The 13,348-nt window shown below is 64.2% G+C and carries 18 protein-coding genes; 11 read left to right on the plus strand and 7 right to left on the minus strand.

Annotated elements, in window-relative coordinates; translation table 11 throughout:
* The first annotated feature begins 3 nt into the window (after window positions 1-3).
* Both ccmA and ccmB read left to right on the plus strand, forming a co-directional pair.
* On the plus strand, window positions 4-714 hold the full coding sequence (ccmA, locus tag MF134_RS05495; RefSeq protein WP_255338397.1) for a heme ABC exporter ATP-binding protein CcmA: 711 nt from the start codon (window positions 4-6) through the stop codon (window positions 712-714).
* Window positions 711-1,370: a heme exporter protein CcmB gene (ccmB, locus tag MF134_RS05500; protein WP_255338398.1), complete on the plus strand. Its 660-nt coding sequence runs from the start codon at window positions 711-713 to the stop codon at window positions 1,368-1,370. The genes ccmA and ccmB overlap by 4 nt, the downstream gene beginning before the upstream one ends.
* A gap of 52 nt (window positions 1,371-1,422) precedes the next feature.
* On the opposite strand, the gene MF134_RS05505 is transcribed toward ccmB, so the two are convergent.
* The 4 genes from MF134_RS05505 to MF134_RS05520 all read right to left on the minus strand — a co-directional run bounded on the left by MF134_RS05505 (window position 1,423) and on the right by MF134_RS05520 (window position 4,046).
* A complete protein-coding gene (locus MF134_RS05505; RefSeq protein ID WP_255338399.1) occupies window positions 1,423-1,665 on the minus strand; it encodes a BrnA antitoxin family protein in 243 nt (80 codons plus the stop codon).
* The gene (locus MF134_RS05510) at window positions 1,655-1,945 is read right to left on the minus strand and encodes a BrnT family toxin (protein ID WP_255338400.1); all 291 of its coding nucleotides are present in this window, start codon (window positions 1,943-1,945) and stop codon (window positions 1,655-1,657) included. The genes MF134_RS05505 and MF134_RS05510 overlap by 11 nt, the downstream gene beginning before the upstream one ends.
* A 200-nt stretch (window positions 1,946-2,145) precedes the next feature.
* Entirely contained in the window at window positions 2,146-2,949 is an 804-nt protein-coding gene (locus tag MF134_RS05515; RefSeq protein WP_255338401.1) for a DUF2189 domain-containing protein, read from the minus strand.
* 209 nt (window positions 2,950-3,158) lie between these two features.
* Window positions 3,159-4,046 carry a DMT family transporter gene (locus MF134_RS05520; RefSeq protein ID WP_255338402.1) on the minus strand — a complete coding sequence of 296 codons (888 nt, stop codon included), beginning with the start codon at window positions 4,044-4,046 and terminating at the stop codon, window positions 3,159-3,161.
* Between the two features lie 311 nt (window positions 4,047-4,357).
* Between MF134_RS05520 and tam the strand changes: the two genes are divergently transcribed.
* Window positions 4,358-5,149 (plus strand): trans-aconitate 2-methyltransferase, encoded by a 792-nt coding sequence (gene tam, locus MF134_RS05525; protein WP_255338403.1) that lies wholly within the window; start codon window positions 4,358-4,360, stop codon window positions 5,147-5,149.
* Between the two features lie 162 nt (window positions 5,150-5,311).
* Here the strand turns inward: tam and MF134_RS05530 are convergent, their stop codons facing one another.
* Complete coding sequence (locus tag MF134_RS05530; RefSeq protein ID WP_255338404.1) at window positions 5,312-6,607, minus strand: MFS transporter; 1,296 nt, start codon at window positions 6,605-6,607, stop codon at window positions 5,312-5,314.
* A 145-nt stretch (window positions 6,608-6,752) separates the two neighbouring features.
* On the opposite strand from MF134_RS05530, the gene MF134_RS05535 reads away from it, so the two are divergent.
* From MF134_RS05535 to MF134_RS05565, 7 genes are all read left to right on the plus strand, one after another.
* Complete coding sequence (locus MF134_RS05535) at window positions 6,753-7,919, plus strand: MFS transporter (protein WP_255338405.1); 1,167 nt, start codon at window positions 6,753-6,755, stop codon at window positions 7,917-7,919.
* Between the two features lie 112 nt (window positions 7,920-8,031).
* Window positions 8,032-8,793, plus strand: a complete 762-nt coding sequence (locus tag MF134_RS05540) for a heme ABC transporter permease (protein ID WP_255338406.1) — start codon at window positions 8,032-8,034, stop codon at window positions 8,791-8,793.
* A gap of 14 nt (window positions 8,794-8,807) precedes the next feature.
* Window positions 8,808-9,008, plus strand: coding sequence for a heme exporter protein CcmD (gene ccmD / locus MF134_RS05545; RefSeq protein ID WP_255338407.1), 201 nt, complete (start codon window positions 8,808-8,810; stop codon window positions 9,006-9,008).
* Window positions 9,005-9,673 (plus strand): DsbE family thiol:disulfide interchange protein, encoded by a 669-nt coding sequence (locus MF134_RS05550; protein WP_457589948.1) that lies wholly within the window; start codon window positions 9,005-9,007, stop codon window positions 9,671-9,673. The genes ccmD and MF134_RS05550 overlap by 4 nt, the downstream gene beginning before the upstream one ends.
* A 52-nt stretch (window positions 9,674-9,725) precedes the next feature.
* Entirely contained in the window at window positions 9,726-9,980 is a 255-nt protein-coding gene (locus MF134_RS05555) for a type II toxin-antitoxin system ParD family antitoxin (RefSeq protein ID WP_255338408.1), read from the plus strand.
* Window positions 9,980-10,273 (plus strand): type II toxin-antitoxin system RelE/ParE family toxin, encoded by a 294-nt coding sequence (locus MF134_RS05560; protein WP_255338409.1) that lies wholly within the window; start codon window positions 9,980-9,982, stop codon window positions 10,271-10,273. Before MF134_RS05555 ends, MF134_RS05560 begins: the two co-directional genes overlap by 1 nt.
* Window positions 10,274-10,277: 4 nt before the next feature.
* Window positions 10,278-10,841: an NUDIX hydrolase gene (locus MF134_RS05565; RefSeq protein ID WP_255338410.1), complete on the plus strand. Its 564-nt coding sequence runs from the start codon at window positions 10,278-10,280 to the stop codon at window positions 10,839-10,841.
* Between the two features lie 114 nt (window positions 10,842-10,955).
* Here the strand turns inward: MF134_RS05565 and MF134_RS05570 are convergent, their stop codons facing one another.
* Together MF134_RS05570 and MF134_RS05575 are read right to left on the minus strand one after the other, a co-directional pair.
* Window positions 10,956-11,402 carry a c-type cytochrome gene (locus MF134_RS05570; protein WP_255338411.1) on the minus strand — a complete coding sequence of 149 codons (447 nt, stop codon included), beginning with the start codon at window positions 11,400-11,402 and terminating at the stop codon, window positions 10,956-10,958.
* Between the two features lie 147 nt (window positions 11,403-11,549).
* Window positions 11,550-12,185, minus strand: coding sequence for a nucleoside/nucleotide kinase family protein (locus MF134_RS05575; protein ID WP_255338412.1), 636 nt, complete (start codon window positions 12,183-12,185; stop codon window positions 11,550-11,552).
* A gap of 187 nt (window positions 12,186-12,372) precedes the next feature.
* On the opposite strand from MF134_RS05575, the gene MF134_RS05580 reads away from it, so the two are divergent.
* The gene (locus MF134_RS05580) at window positions 12,373-13,317 is read left to right on the plus strand and encodes a glycine--tRNA ligase subunit alpha (RefSeq protein ID WP_255338413.1); all 945 of its coding nucleotides are present in this window, start codon (window positions 12,373-12,375) and stop codon (window positions 13,315-13,317) included.
* Window positions 13,318-13,348 lie beyond the last annotated feature (31 nt).

Consider the following 13,348-nt stretch of genomic DNA (forward strand, 5'->3'; position numbering starts at 1 on the left):
CGCATGCTGACCGTCAGGGCGAGCGGCCTCCATGTGGGTCGCGGCAACGCCGCCATCGCCGGGCCGTTCGACTTCGAGTTGACGGGCGGCACGGCGCTGGTCGTCACCGGCCCGAACGGGGCGGGCAAGTCGACGCTTCTGAGGACGCTCGCCGGCCTGTTGCGGCCGATCGCCGGCGAGATCGCGCTCTCCGGCGTGAACGCCGCCGATGGCGAACCGGCCGAGCGTCTGGCCGAGGTCGCCCATTATGTCGGCCATCGCCACGGCATGAAGACGGCAATCACCGTGGGCGAGAATCTCGCTTTCTGGCAGCGCTATCTCGGAGGCCAGAGCCAGCCGGGATTGGCTGGCGTATCGCCGGCGGCCGCGCTCGCCGCCGTCGGCCTGCCGGGTCTCGAACGCATTCCCTTCGCCTATCTCTCCGCCGGCCAGCAGCGCCGCGCGAGCCTCGCCCGGCTCCTGGTGGCCAAACGACCTGTCTGGCTCCTGGACGAGCCGACCTCGGCCCTCGACGTGGCCTCACAGGCGCGGTTCGCCGCGCTGGTTCATGAACACTTGGCCGAAGGCGGCGTGGTGATCGCCGCGACCCACCAGCCGCTCGGGCTGGAAACGGCCGAGACCCTGCAGATCGCGTCGAGGGGGGCGCAAGAAGCCGGCGTCCCCGGCGTCGAAATCGACGAGGCGGATCTGGCCGCCGCCGAGGGCTGGCTGTGACGGCGCTGTTTCTTCGCGATCTCAAGCTTGCGCTGACCGGCGGGGGCGGGGCGATGACCGGGGTCATCTTCTTCCTCGCCGTCGTCGCGACGATCCCCTTCGGCATCGGGCCGGACCTCAATCTCCTGTCACGGATCGGCCCGGCGATCCTGTGGATCGGCGCGCTGCTCTCGACGCTGCTCACCCTCGACCGCCTGTTTCAGGCCGATCGCGAGGACGGCACGCTCGATCTCCTGATCGCCGGCCCCTTGCCCATGCCGCTGGTGGTGCTGGCCAAATGCTTCGCCCTCTGGGCCGCCTCCTGCCTGCCGCTGGTCGCAGCCTCGCCCCTCCTCGGCCTGTTCCTGGCGCTCGAGCCGGCGGCCTTGTTCGCGGTGATGGCCACCCTCTTCGTCGGCACGCCGGCGATCGTCTTCATCGGCGCCGTCGGCGCGGCCGTCGCCGTCGCCCTGCCGCGTGGCGGCCTCCTCGTCTCCGTTCTCGTTCTGCCGCTGGCGATCCCGGTCCTGATCTTCGGCGTGATGGCGACCTATGGCGCCGTCAACGAGCCCGACCCCTTCCTGCCGCCCTTCCTCGTCCTTTGCGCCCTGACCCTGTTCTTCGGCGCGCTGGGGCCGGTGGCCGCGGGCGCGGCGTTGAAGGCGAGTGGAGATTGAGGGGCCTTCTGCAGCCGGGGTAGTGAAACAGAATACAATGATTCTGTTTCACTCACGGCTTCGGCTCATGGGCCTGCACATAGGCAGAAAGAACGGCCGCCATCCGCGACGTGTAACCTTTCGGGCTCTCGGCCTTGAAGAAGTTCAGGACCTCTTCCGGCAGCCGCAGAGAGACATTTGGTTTCGTTCGCGGAGGCGAGACCTTGGCGTTTTTCCAGAAGGTCTCGTCCAGTGCCGCGATGTCGCTCGTGTCGATCTCGCTGTCCGGCAGGGCGGCCATGTCTTCAGGCGTCAAGGGCTCTTCGTATTTCCTGTTCATAGCGCTTCCTTTCGTGTCTGAGGGCCGGTCGCGCCGAGATGATCCGGCAATTTCCGTTTCGATCCGTGTGAACGACTACGAGAACCGCGGCTCCGTTGATCATGCCGAGGCTGACTTCACGGAGTTCGCCATAGGTAAAGCGTTCATCGATCCAGTTGACGGTGAAACCGTCGAAGATTTGTGCCGCCTGCTCGAAACTCACACCATGCTTGGCAACGTTTTGGCGGCTCTTCTCGTCATCCCATTCGAATTCCATGCCGCGCCGCTTCCACCGCTCGAAATGTATGACGTTTTGTATGACGTCGCAATGAGAGAGATCCTTTGCAGGCGAGTGGGTCGGGAAAAGCGCCCCGGGGGACTTTGCGCGCCCAAAGCGATCAGAGTGCTTCCGCTCTTCTCTCAGCATCGTCTACCGGTGCGCCACGCTCGTAACCGCATGCCAACAGGTCTCCCCCCTCACACCACCGCCTTGCGATAGATGTGCCACGTCGCATGGCCCAGCACCGGCAGGACGACGAGCAGGCCGAGGAAGGCCGGAACGGCCGCGAGGATCACCGACAGGGTCACGAACACGCCCCAGCCGAGCATCACCACCGGGCTGGCGAGAACCGTGCGCACGGAGGTGATCATCGCCGTGACGAAATCGACGTCGCGCTCCAGGAGGAGGGGGATCGAGGTAAGCGTCACCGAGAACAGGACGGTGGCGAGCACCGCACCGACCACATGGCCGACGGCGAGGAAGATCCAGCCCTGCTCGGTCGTGAACACGACCTCCGCGAACCGCTCGAAGGTGGAAAACGACATCCGCCCCAGGATGATCGCGACGAGAAGGCGCACTTGGTAGATCCAGATCCAGAAGATGAAGAGGATGACGAAGGCCATCCAGGAGAGCTCGCGCCGGGACTGGGCGCGCACCAGAGAGAGGATCTCGCTCCAGACGAGCGGTTCGCCATTCTCCAGCCGTTTCGAGACGCTGTAGAGCCCGACGGCCGCGAACGGCCCGATCAGCGGAAAGCCGATGATGACCGGATAGATCAGCCAGCCCTGATTGGCCGACGTCAGCGCGGCCACGATCACCAGGCCGCCCAGCGTGTAGAACCCTGCGAAGAACAGGCCGAACAGGGGCGCCCGCCGGAAATCGGCAAGGCCTCGCGAGAAGGCGTCCTGGAGGTCGGCCAGGCCGAGTGCGCGAACCTGCGGCATGCTGGACCGGGGCTCGCTCGTCTGGTGAATGTGCGTCTCGCCATTATCCGACGACATTGCTGCCTTCCTCCCATTCGTCGAGGCGGCCCGCGACATGATTGCGCGCGACGGGCGCCGCTTTCACTCCCCTTGTCGAATCCATCATGCCTCGAAAAACACCGCCCGCGAAGACTTCCGATATTTCCGCAGGCGGCCGATCGGGGAGATGGCATGGCTGTCCCGGTGTTGCAGAAGGTTTTCAGCGTCTGCGATCGGTGAGACCGCGGCTATCGGAGAGCCGCCGGCTCACGTTTCCGTCCTTGCTCCAGCAGCACGATGGCCGCGCCGCTCCCGCAGATCAGGGCAATTCCGGCGAGGGCAGGTCCGTTAGGGGCCGTACCCCAGACGACGATCCCGGCCAAGACTCCCCAAAGCGCGAAACTGTAGAAGAACGGGGCGACCGAGGCGGGACGGCCGAGCCGATAGGCCAGGAGAAGGCCGACATGGCCCAGGGCGACCAGCATCCCCGCGAGACCGAGGGACGCAACATGCCCGATTTTCGGCGGCGTCCAGGTCTCGACGCTGAGCGACATGGCGCCTGCTGCCGCGGAGAGTATCACCAGGGTCGAAAGATTCACCACCGACACCGGAATACGGGCCGGCACGTTGCGTCCGGCCAAATCGCGCACGGCCCCGAGGGTCGCGGCGCCGAAGGCGAGAAGGATTGCCGGGTTGACTCCCGTCGCGCCGGGTTGAGCCACGAGGAGGGCGCCTGAAAATCCGACCAATGCAAGGCTGGTGCGGGTGGCACCGATCCGCTCGCGCAGAAGGAGCGCCGCTCCGAGGACGACGAGCAGCGGTGTCGTCTGGATGATCGCGATCATGTCGGCGATCGGCAGGAGAGCAAGGGCGAGCACATAGCACAGCGTGCAGAGCGTTTCTCCCATCGCCCGCAGAAGCGCGTTGAGATCGAAGACGCCGGAGATCGATCCCCATTCTCCGCGCACGGTCACCAGGACCGCGCAGGTGAGACTGGCGGCGACGCTCCGCAGGAACAGGACTTCGTAGGGTGGCAGTTCTTCCGTGGCCAGTTTCATGACAGTGTCGGCGATCACGAAGAACCCGGTCGCGCAAAGCATGGCGACGATGCCGCCGAGATTGGTGGTTTTGCGCATTTGAAGGGTCGAAACCATATTGTGCAGACGCTGACCGGTTCGAGGATGATCCGCCGTGGGTGCTGCGAAACCGGTTTGGAAATCGATGACAATCTTCTGGTCCCCGTCCGACCCGACTGGAAGACTCTCTCGATTCACATTATTCAATATTGTTGAAACTGGTATCCTTCACCCGAAAGCAAGACAACCGCCGTCCCGACGGACAGATTTGCGGAGCCTCCGCCTCGAAGCAGCCTGGCCTCTCTGTCTGAAGCCGCGAGAGTCTGTCCGGATTTGTGCTCGGCGGCGAAACCCCTGGCAGCCTCACGCCCATGACCGACTGGAACGCCGATCTCTATCTGAAATTCGCCGCGGAGCGGACGCGGCCGGCGGCCGAGCTTCTGGCGCGGGTGCCGCTTGAGACCGTCGAACGGGCGCTCGATCTCGGCTGCGGGCCGGGCAATTCGACCGAGCTGATCGTCAGACGGTTCCCCGGCGCTTCGGTCGAAGGCATCGACACCTCGCCGGCCATGCTGGGAAAGGCGCGGGCACGGTTGCCTCAGGTGCGCTTCACCCAGTCCGATGTTGCGGGTTTCCGGGCCGAGCCGCCCGCAAGCCTCATCTTCGCCAACGCCGTGCTGCAATGGGTGCCGGACCATGAGGCCCTGTTTCCGCAATTGATGGAAGGCCTCGTGCCCGGCGGTGTTCTGGCCGTGCAGATGCCGGACAATCTCGACGAACCCTCGCACCGCCTGATGCGGGAGGAGGCGGCCCAGCCGGATTTCGCCGAAAGGATCGGCGATGTCCGCGGGACGCGTGCCGAAATCCTCAGTGTCCAGGATTACTATGATATCCTTGCGCCCCACGGCGCTGCGATCGACATCTGGCGCACGACCTACGTCCATGTGATGGATGATGCGTCCGCAATCGTCGATTGGCTCAGCGCCAGCGGTCTGAAGCCGTTCCTCGACCCGCTGGACGTCGACGAGCGGGCCGCCTTCCTCGAGGCCTATACGGACAGGGTGACCGAGGCCTATCCCCGCCGGATCGACGGCAAGGTCGTGCTGCCCTTTCCCCGCCTCTTCATCGTGGCGACCAAGGGCGCCGCCGGGGGATCGTCCTAGTCGATTGAATCTGACATTCGACACCCTCCTGGTTTCGAGCGGCGCATCGAATGTGAAATTCGAAAAATCCACTGGCCTCAATAATCTACCTGGTGGTGTCTTTACCGAGACATTTGGTTCGGCGCCTGACACAAACGGGGACCAGATGTCTCGGTCACACCCCTAGGCTTCGGCGACCCGCTCTTTTTCGGCGTCGCCCTCTCCCTCGGATTCTCGCTCGGCTTCGGCCTGTTCCACCGCCCAGGTTCCGGCCGCTTCCACCGCGACGGGTGAGGCCGTCGGCACAACGACGACATAGGATTCGGTCTGGCTCACCGGAACGGCCGAGCGCTGGGTCATCCGATAGAGCGCGTAGAGCGCGATGGCGGCAAAGGTGGCGCTCAGCACCAGCCAGAAGGCGAAGGGGCTGACCCCCTGCATCGCCCAGCCCGTGACCAGCGGGCCGACGATGGCGCCGATGCCGAAGGTGAAGACGAGACCGCCGGAAGCGGCCGGCATGTCCTCCGACGACAGAAAATCGTTCGTATAGGCCAGAAACAGCGCATAGAGCGGCGTCGTCATGCCGCCGGCGAAGAAGGCGGCCGCCATCAGTGGCCACAGGCCGTCGCCGGCCATCCACCCCAAAAGGCAGGACGCTGCGCCGATGGCGGAGGTGCCGAAGATCAGCCAGCGCCGGTCCATCCGATCCGAAAGCCAGCCGACCGGATATTGAAAGACCAGCGCACCGGCAAACAGCATGGCGATGAAGAGCGCGATCTGGCTCGCTGTCAGGTCGATCTTCGTGCCGAAGACCGCGCCCATGCCCGATTGCGTCGCATAGACGCTGCCAAGAAGGAAGATTCCGACCGTGCCGAGCGGCGAACCGGAGAAGAGGTCGCGCAGCGGCATCGGCCGTGCGACGTCAGTGGTGGGCGTGCGCGATGCGGTCAGGAGGATCGGGGCGAAGGAGATCGACACCAGAATGGAAGCGCCTATGAACAGCACCGAGGTTGCGGCGTCGCCAAGGGTCAGGAGCCATTGGGCGCCGATGATGCCGAGGGTCTGGGCGATCATGTAGGCCGACAGCACTTTTCCCCGGGTTTCATTGGTGGCGGCGTCGTTCAGCCAGCTCTCGGCGGTGACGTAGATGCCCGACATGCAGAAACCCACGAGCAGGCGCAGAATTGTCCATGCCCAGGGCTCGGTCACGAGCGGAAAGGTGATGAGCCCCGCCGACATGAAGCTGCCGAGCGCGGCAAAAACGCGGACATGACCGACATTGCGGATCAGCTTCGGCGTGTAACGGGCGCCCGAGAGGAAGCCCATGAAATAGCCCGAGGTGACGATGGCGAGTTCCGTCGCCGAAAACCCCTCGATCCCGCCGCGGAGACCGATCAGGGTGAAATGCATGCCGTTGCCGAGCATGATCAGCACGACGCCGATCAGAAGGGCCCAGATTCCGGACAAGACCTGAAACATCGAATGGCCCTTGGTGCTGACGGCGTCCTGAAAAGGAGCCTATCACAGATCAGGTGGACGGCTAGGAAAGACGATCCGCGACGATACGAAACATAAGCCGTGTCCACGCCATTCCCGCCACTGGTCCCAAGGTAGCGGTGCGCTCATGATCGTTGAAAGGCGAATAGCAATCGTCGGCTTCATTGCCACGGCCGTCGCCTTCGGTCCGGGGCGGATGGCCTATGGTATGTTTCTGCCGCAGCTGCGGGAGACGTTCGAGTTCGGAACCGGTACGGGCGGCCTTGTTGCGGGCCTGGGTTTCGCGGCCTTCTTCCTCGCTCTTCTTGTCACCGGCTGGCTGGCCCCGCGCCTCGGGCCGCGTTTGCCGGTGATCGTCGGCGGCATGTCAGCGTTGGCGGGCTTCGTGCTGACGGCCCTGGCACCGGGTCTCCTTTTGATGAGCGTGGGGATCGCCCTGGCCTCGGCCAGCGCCGGTTTTGCCTGGACGCCGTTCAACGACATGGCCCAGAAGGTCGTGGCGGAGCATCATCAAAAGCGCGTGCTGTCGATCGTCAGCACCGGCACCACCTTCGGCATCATCGCCGCCGGCCTTCTGGCTTTGGGCGTGGCGCTCCTTGGCCAACCCTGGCAGATCGCCTGGTGGGTCTTTGCGGCGATCTCGCTCAGCGTCCTCGTCGCGCCGATGTTTCTTCTGTCGAAGCAGGAGGTCTTCGAAGGGCCGTACCAGCTTGATCTCGGGCGGGTGTTCAGGGAGCTACGCTATCACAAGGCGATCCCCCTCTATGGCTTTGCCTTTTCCTTCGGCGCGACGAACGGCACTTACCTGTCCTACTGGATCGAGCACATCTCCCAATCCGGGGGGCTTGTGGGTATTCCCGCCGAGCTGATCGGTCCCGTCCTGTTCGTCGCGTTCGGCCTTGCCGGATGTCTTGGTCTCCTGACCGGCGACATCGAGGAGAAGATCGGTCTTCGGCCCCTGCTTCTGATCGTCTTCACCAGTTCGGCCGTCTCGCTGCTGCTTCTGGCCTTCCTTCCCGCCAACTGGTTCGGGGCGGTGGCCTCTGCCGCCCTGCAGGGAATTTGCCTGATGGCGCTCAGCGCGATCTATTCCTTCTGGAGCGAACGCCTCTACCCGGATATTCCGTCACTGAGCTTTACTGCCGTCCTCGTCGTCTATGCGACCGGCAATGTAATCGCGCCGCCGCTGGCCGGGCTGATGAGCAACGGATTGGGGCTGGGGATCACGCTGGCGATCTACGGTGGCGTGTCGCTGGCGTCCCTGCCACTGGTTCGCTGGGTCGAGGAGGTGTGAGGCGGATCACGACATGGTACGGGTAGGGCAAAGCGTCTCTGTGGTCTCCATTCGTCGAAAAATGACGAAACCGCCATTTGCCCGCCCCTTTGAGAATGTCTAAATTCCGGCCATGACCGAATACGCCGCCAGCGCCAAACCCTCGCGCTTTACCATTCTCGCCAACCCGACACGCTTTCTGGAGCTGTCGGGCAAGCTCCAGCCGTGGCTCTACGGCTTCGCGCTCGCGGCGATCGCCGTCGGGATCGGTCTCGGCTTCACCGCACCGCCTGACTATCAGCAGGGCGCCACCGTCCAGATCATGTTCATCCACGTGCCCTTTGCCTGGCTCTGCATGATGATCTGGACCCTGATGAGCCTTTCGGCGCTTGGCACGCTCGTCTGGCGACACCCGCTCGCCGACGTCTCGGTCAAGGCCGCGGCACCGATCGGGGCCGTCTTCACGGCATTGGCGCTGATTACCGGCTCGATCTGGGGCCGGCCGATGTGGGGCACCTGGTGGGTCTGGGACGCGCGACTGACATCCGTCTTCGTGCTCTTCCTCATGTATCTCGGCCTGATCGCGCTCACCCGGGCGCTCGAAGAGCCGGGCAAGAGCGCCAAGGCTGCGGCGATCCTGGTCCTCGTCGGCTTCGTCAACATTCCGATCATCAAGTTCTCGGTCGACTGGTGGAACACGCTGCACCAGCCGGCGAGCGTGATCCGCGCCGACGGCCCGTCGATGCCGACGGAATATCTGGTGCCGCTGCTGCTTGCGGCGCTCGGCTTTTCGCTTCTGTTCTTCGCGCTGCACCTGACCGCAATGCGCACGGAAATTCTGCGGCGGCGCGTGGCGGCTCTTTCGAAACTCGCCGCCCGACGCGCCGAAGCTTGACGGGATAAGGTCTCATGCAGGGTGAGTATTTCGGCTTCATCGCCTCGGCCTATGTGATTTCGGCTCTCGCCATCGCCGGCCTCTTCGTTTGGGTGATCCTCGACGCGAAGGCCCAGCGCGGAGCGCTTGCGGCGCTCGAAGCGCGCGGCATCCGCCGCCGCTCGGCGCAGAAGGGCTCTCAGAGCCAGAATGCCAATGCGGGAGAGGCGCGGTGAGCGAGACCCATTCCGACGACACACTTCTTCAAACCGCCGAGAGCGATCAGCCGCAGCCGGGGCGTCCTCGGTCGCGGCGGAAGCTCGTCGTTCTCCTGCCGCTCCTTCTGTTCTTCGGCCTTGCCGGGGTCTTTCTCTACCAGCTTCTGTCCGGCCACGACCCGAAGGAGATTCCCTCCGTCCTGATCGGCAAGACGGCCCCGTCGACCGAATTGCCGGCGCTGGCGGGTGTCACGGGTCCCAATGGCCAACCCATGCCGGGGCTCGACCTGACCGGACCGGGCGACGGGCGGCCCGTGCTCGTCAACGTCTTTGCCTCCTGGTGCGCCCCCTGCCGCCAGGAGCATCCGATCCTCATGGAGCTGGCCCGCGACGACCGTTTCCGTCTGGTCGCGATCAACTACAAGGACAAGCCGGCCAACGCGCGGGAGTTTCTGTCCTCCCTCGGCAATCCCTACGAGGCGATCGGCGTCGACGAAAAGGGGGCGGCGACCATCGATTGGGGCGTCTACGGCGTGCCGGAAAGCTTCCTCGTCGCGCCCGATGGCGAGATCTTGTTCAAGCAGACCGGTCCGTTCACGCCCGAATCCGTTCGTGACGGGCTGATGCCGGCCGTCGATGCCGCGCTGAAACGCGAGCCGAAGCCCCGCGCTCCGACGAGTTGATGGTATCGAGGTTGCGGGCGACTATACAACGGTCCAAGGCGGGAACACAGCAATGAGTTCGGTCAAGACGTTCCAGCTCGGTCAGCATTTCGAAACCTTCGTGGAAGCGCAGGTCGAGGAAGGCCGCTTTGCCAGCGCCGACGAGGTGGTGCGCGCGGGGCTTTCGCTCCTTGAGCGCGAGAGCGCCGAGGAGGAGGCGAGAATTCGTGCCGCCATCGAAGAGGGATTTGCCAGCGGCGAGCCCACGTCTTTCGACTTCGAGGCGTTTCGGGGTCGGATGCATGAGAGGCTTGGCATCAAAGAGTGATGAGCCGCGTTCGGTTCACACCGGCTGCCGAGCGCGACCTTGCCGCCGTCTACGTTCATTCGTTCTTGCGGTTCGGCCTCGCCCAGGCCGACCGCTACACCGCCTCGATCGATGAGCGGTGTCGTGCCGTCGCCAGCGGAAAAATGCCTAGCCGCGATGCCTCGAAATACCGGAAGGGACTGCGAAGTCACCGCACCGGAAGCCATATCGTCTTTCATATGGATGACGGCGCCGGTGGGTTGGACGTCATCCGCATTCTCCATTCCCGCATGAACATTTCAGACCATCTATAGGCCCATGGCCGAACCGTCCTTCTCCCTCCGTACGCCCGACGATGACAATCAGCCGCGCAGGATCTGCGACAATTGCGGCTTCGTCGCCTATGAGAATCCGAAGATCGTCGTCGGCTCCGTTGTCCGGCATGAGGGAGCGATCCTGTTGTGTCGGCGAGCGATCGAGCCGCGCCGCGGCTTCTGGACGATCCCGGCGGGCTATCTCGAGCTCAACGAAACGCCGGAGGAGGGGGCACGGCGCGAGGCCCGGGAGGAGGCGGAAGCCGAGCTCGCGATTTCGCGGCTGCTGGCGGTCTATTCGGTGCCGCGCATCAGCCAGGTGCAGCTGATCTATCGGGCGGGCCTGAAACAGCCCGGCTTTGCCGCGGGGCCTGAGAGCCTGGAGGTCAAGCTGTTCCGCTTCGAGGAGATTCCCTGGGATGAACTGGCCTTTCCCTCGGTCCATTGGGCGCTCGGTCATGATGCCGAGGCGGAGGCGGGCGCCCCGACGGTCCCTTTCGCCAACCCTGCTGGGGAGACTGGCAGCCACATGCCCGATGGCAGACGGGTTGCGTCCGGCGACGCATGATTCTCCGCCATCGACCGCAAGACCGGCAGACACGAAAAAGGCGGCGCGCCCTCCGGGGCCGCGCCGCCTGATCCGATTGGCCCTTGGTCGTTGCGACCATGGGCCACAAATGACTTACTGAGACGCTGCGGCTTCGAGCGCTGCGGCCGGATCGCGCTGGCTGCCGTCCTCGGCGAAGCTGGCGAGATAGGCGATCACGTCGTTCAGCTCTTTTTCCTTCTTGAGGCCCGGGAACACCATCTTGGTGCCCTTGACCGTGCCGCGCGGATCGGAGAGCCAGGTCGTCATGAGCTCGTGGTCCCAGGCGGCCTTGTCCGCTGCCCAGTCCTGGAACGGCTTGGAGAAGCTGTAGCTTTCCACCGCGCCGGGCTTTTCGCCGATGATGCCGTTCAGTTCCGGCCCGATCTTGTTCTTCGCGCCTTCGCCGACGGCGTGGCAGGCACGACATTTGTTGAAGACTTTCTCGCCCGCAGCGGGGTCGCCAACGTCTTGTGCCGATGCGACACCCGTCGTGGCAAAAGCAAACACCGCTCCGGCGATGGCGAGACTGAAGTTACGCATGAACCCTCCCCAGTGAGTTTGATGGGTGCAAAACAGTGATCCCATAACCCCTTTCAATAGGGTTCTGAGCGGGTCTTGGCAATTGTTGTTGAGAATAAATCCAATCTGAGGGAGCCAACCGATCCCGGATTCCGGGCGTTTCCGGCCTCAATCCGCGACGATTTGCACATCCGGCGGGACACTGCGTTCCAGGACAGTTTTCATGTTGAGTAGATCGTTGCCGTCGAGCTTGGCGGTGAGCGCCTCGCCGGAAAGACCGTAGCCGATCCAGCGCTCGGTCAGTCTGCGTCGCAGCTCTTCCTCGGGAACAACCAGCATCGCCGACAGGTCGAAATAGGCGCGAAGCGGTGCCCACGCGGGATCGTCCAACAGCAGATAGTTGCCTTCGAAGATCACCGTGCGAATCTCCGGCCCGATGATTCTTGCGCCGGCTCGGGCGATCTCGATGGCGCGGTCGAAAACCGGAACCGCGATCTCCCCCTCGTGATCCTCGGACAGCCTTTTCAGGAGCGCGGCCAATCCGCCCGTATCGAACGTGTGCGGCGCGCCCTTGCGCGGCCGGTGGCCGCGCATGTCGAGGACCATGTCGTCGAAGTGAAATCCGTCCATCGGCAGAACCGCGGCCGTGCCGGGGCGCCTTTCGTTCACCGCCTCGCAAAGCCAGTCTGCGAAGGTGCTCTTGCCCGCCCCGGGCGCGCCGACAATGGCCACGATACGCCGCCGGTCCGCCGGCAGTTCGAGCACCGTGGCGAGGAATTCTTCCGGCGAGGCTTGGCGCGGCATGGTCACCCTTTTTTCGTCCTGCGGCCGGGCGATGGCGATCGGGCCCTCCGCTTTTCAAGCGAGACCATAGCTCATGCCCGGCATCGGATCGATCACCTCGCCGCTTGACCGGTCGCTTGGCGGCGTGGCAACTCGCGGTCGATCGTAACAAGGCCCTTGAGGGCCCTTGCCGGACCAAAGCCTCGCCATGTCTGTCATTCCCCCGCATATGGACCCGCGCCGTTCCTTCCAGGCGCTGATCCTGACCCTGCACCGCTATTGGGCCGATTATGGCTGCGTGGTGCTCCAGCCCTACGACATGGAAGTCGGCGCCGGCACCTTCCACCCGGCGACGACCCTGCGCGCGCTCGGGCCGCGGCCGTGGAACGCGGCCTATGTCCAGCCGTCGCGCCGGCCGAAGGACGGGCGCTATGGCGAAAATCCCAACCGGTATCAGCACTATTACCAGTATCAGGTGATCCTGAAGCCGAACCCGGCGAATCTTCAGGAGCTTTATCTCGGCTCCTTGAAGGCGATCGGCATCGATCCGCTTCTCCATGACATCCGCTTCGTCGAGGACGACTGGGAAAGCCCGACGCTCGGTGCCTGGGGGCTCGGCTGGGAGTGCTGGTGTGACGGGATGGAGGTCTCCCAGTTCACCTATTTCCAGCAGGTCTGCGGTATCGAATGCGCACCCGTCGCCGGCGAACTGACATACGGGCTCGAACGGCTGGCGATGTACGTCCAGGGCGTCGACAATTTCAGGGACATCAATTTCAACGGCCGCGAGGGCGACGAGAAGGTCACCTATGGCGACGTCTTCCTCCAGGCGGAAGAGGAATATTCGCGCTACAATTTCGAATATGCCAATACGAAGATGCTTCATCAGCACTTCATCGATGCGGAGACCGAGTGCCAGGCCCTGCTTGCAGCGGGAGCCCCTGACATCGGGGGGGGCAATCCGGCGTCGGCGCTGCACAAATGCGTCTTTCCGGCCTACGACCAGTGCATCAAGGCGAGCCACGTCTTCAATCTGCTCGACGCCCGCGGGGTGATCTCTGTGACCGAGCGCCAGAGCTATATTCTGAGGGTCCGCAATCTCGCCAAAGCCTGCGGCGAGGCGTTCTTGCTGACGAAGGCCGGCGGCGCTTGAGGCCGTCGCATTGGGCCTGAACGAAGGGTGC

It is taken from the genome of Jiella marina (assembly GCF_024359545.1).
Lineage (GTDB): Bacteria > Pseudomonadota > Alphaproteobacteria > Rhizobiales > Rhizobiaceae > Jiella.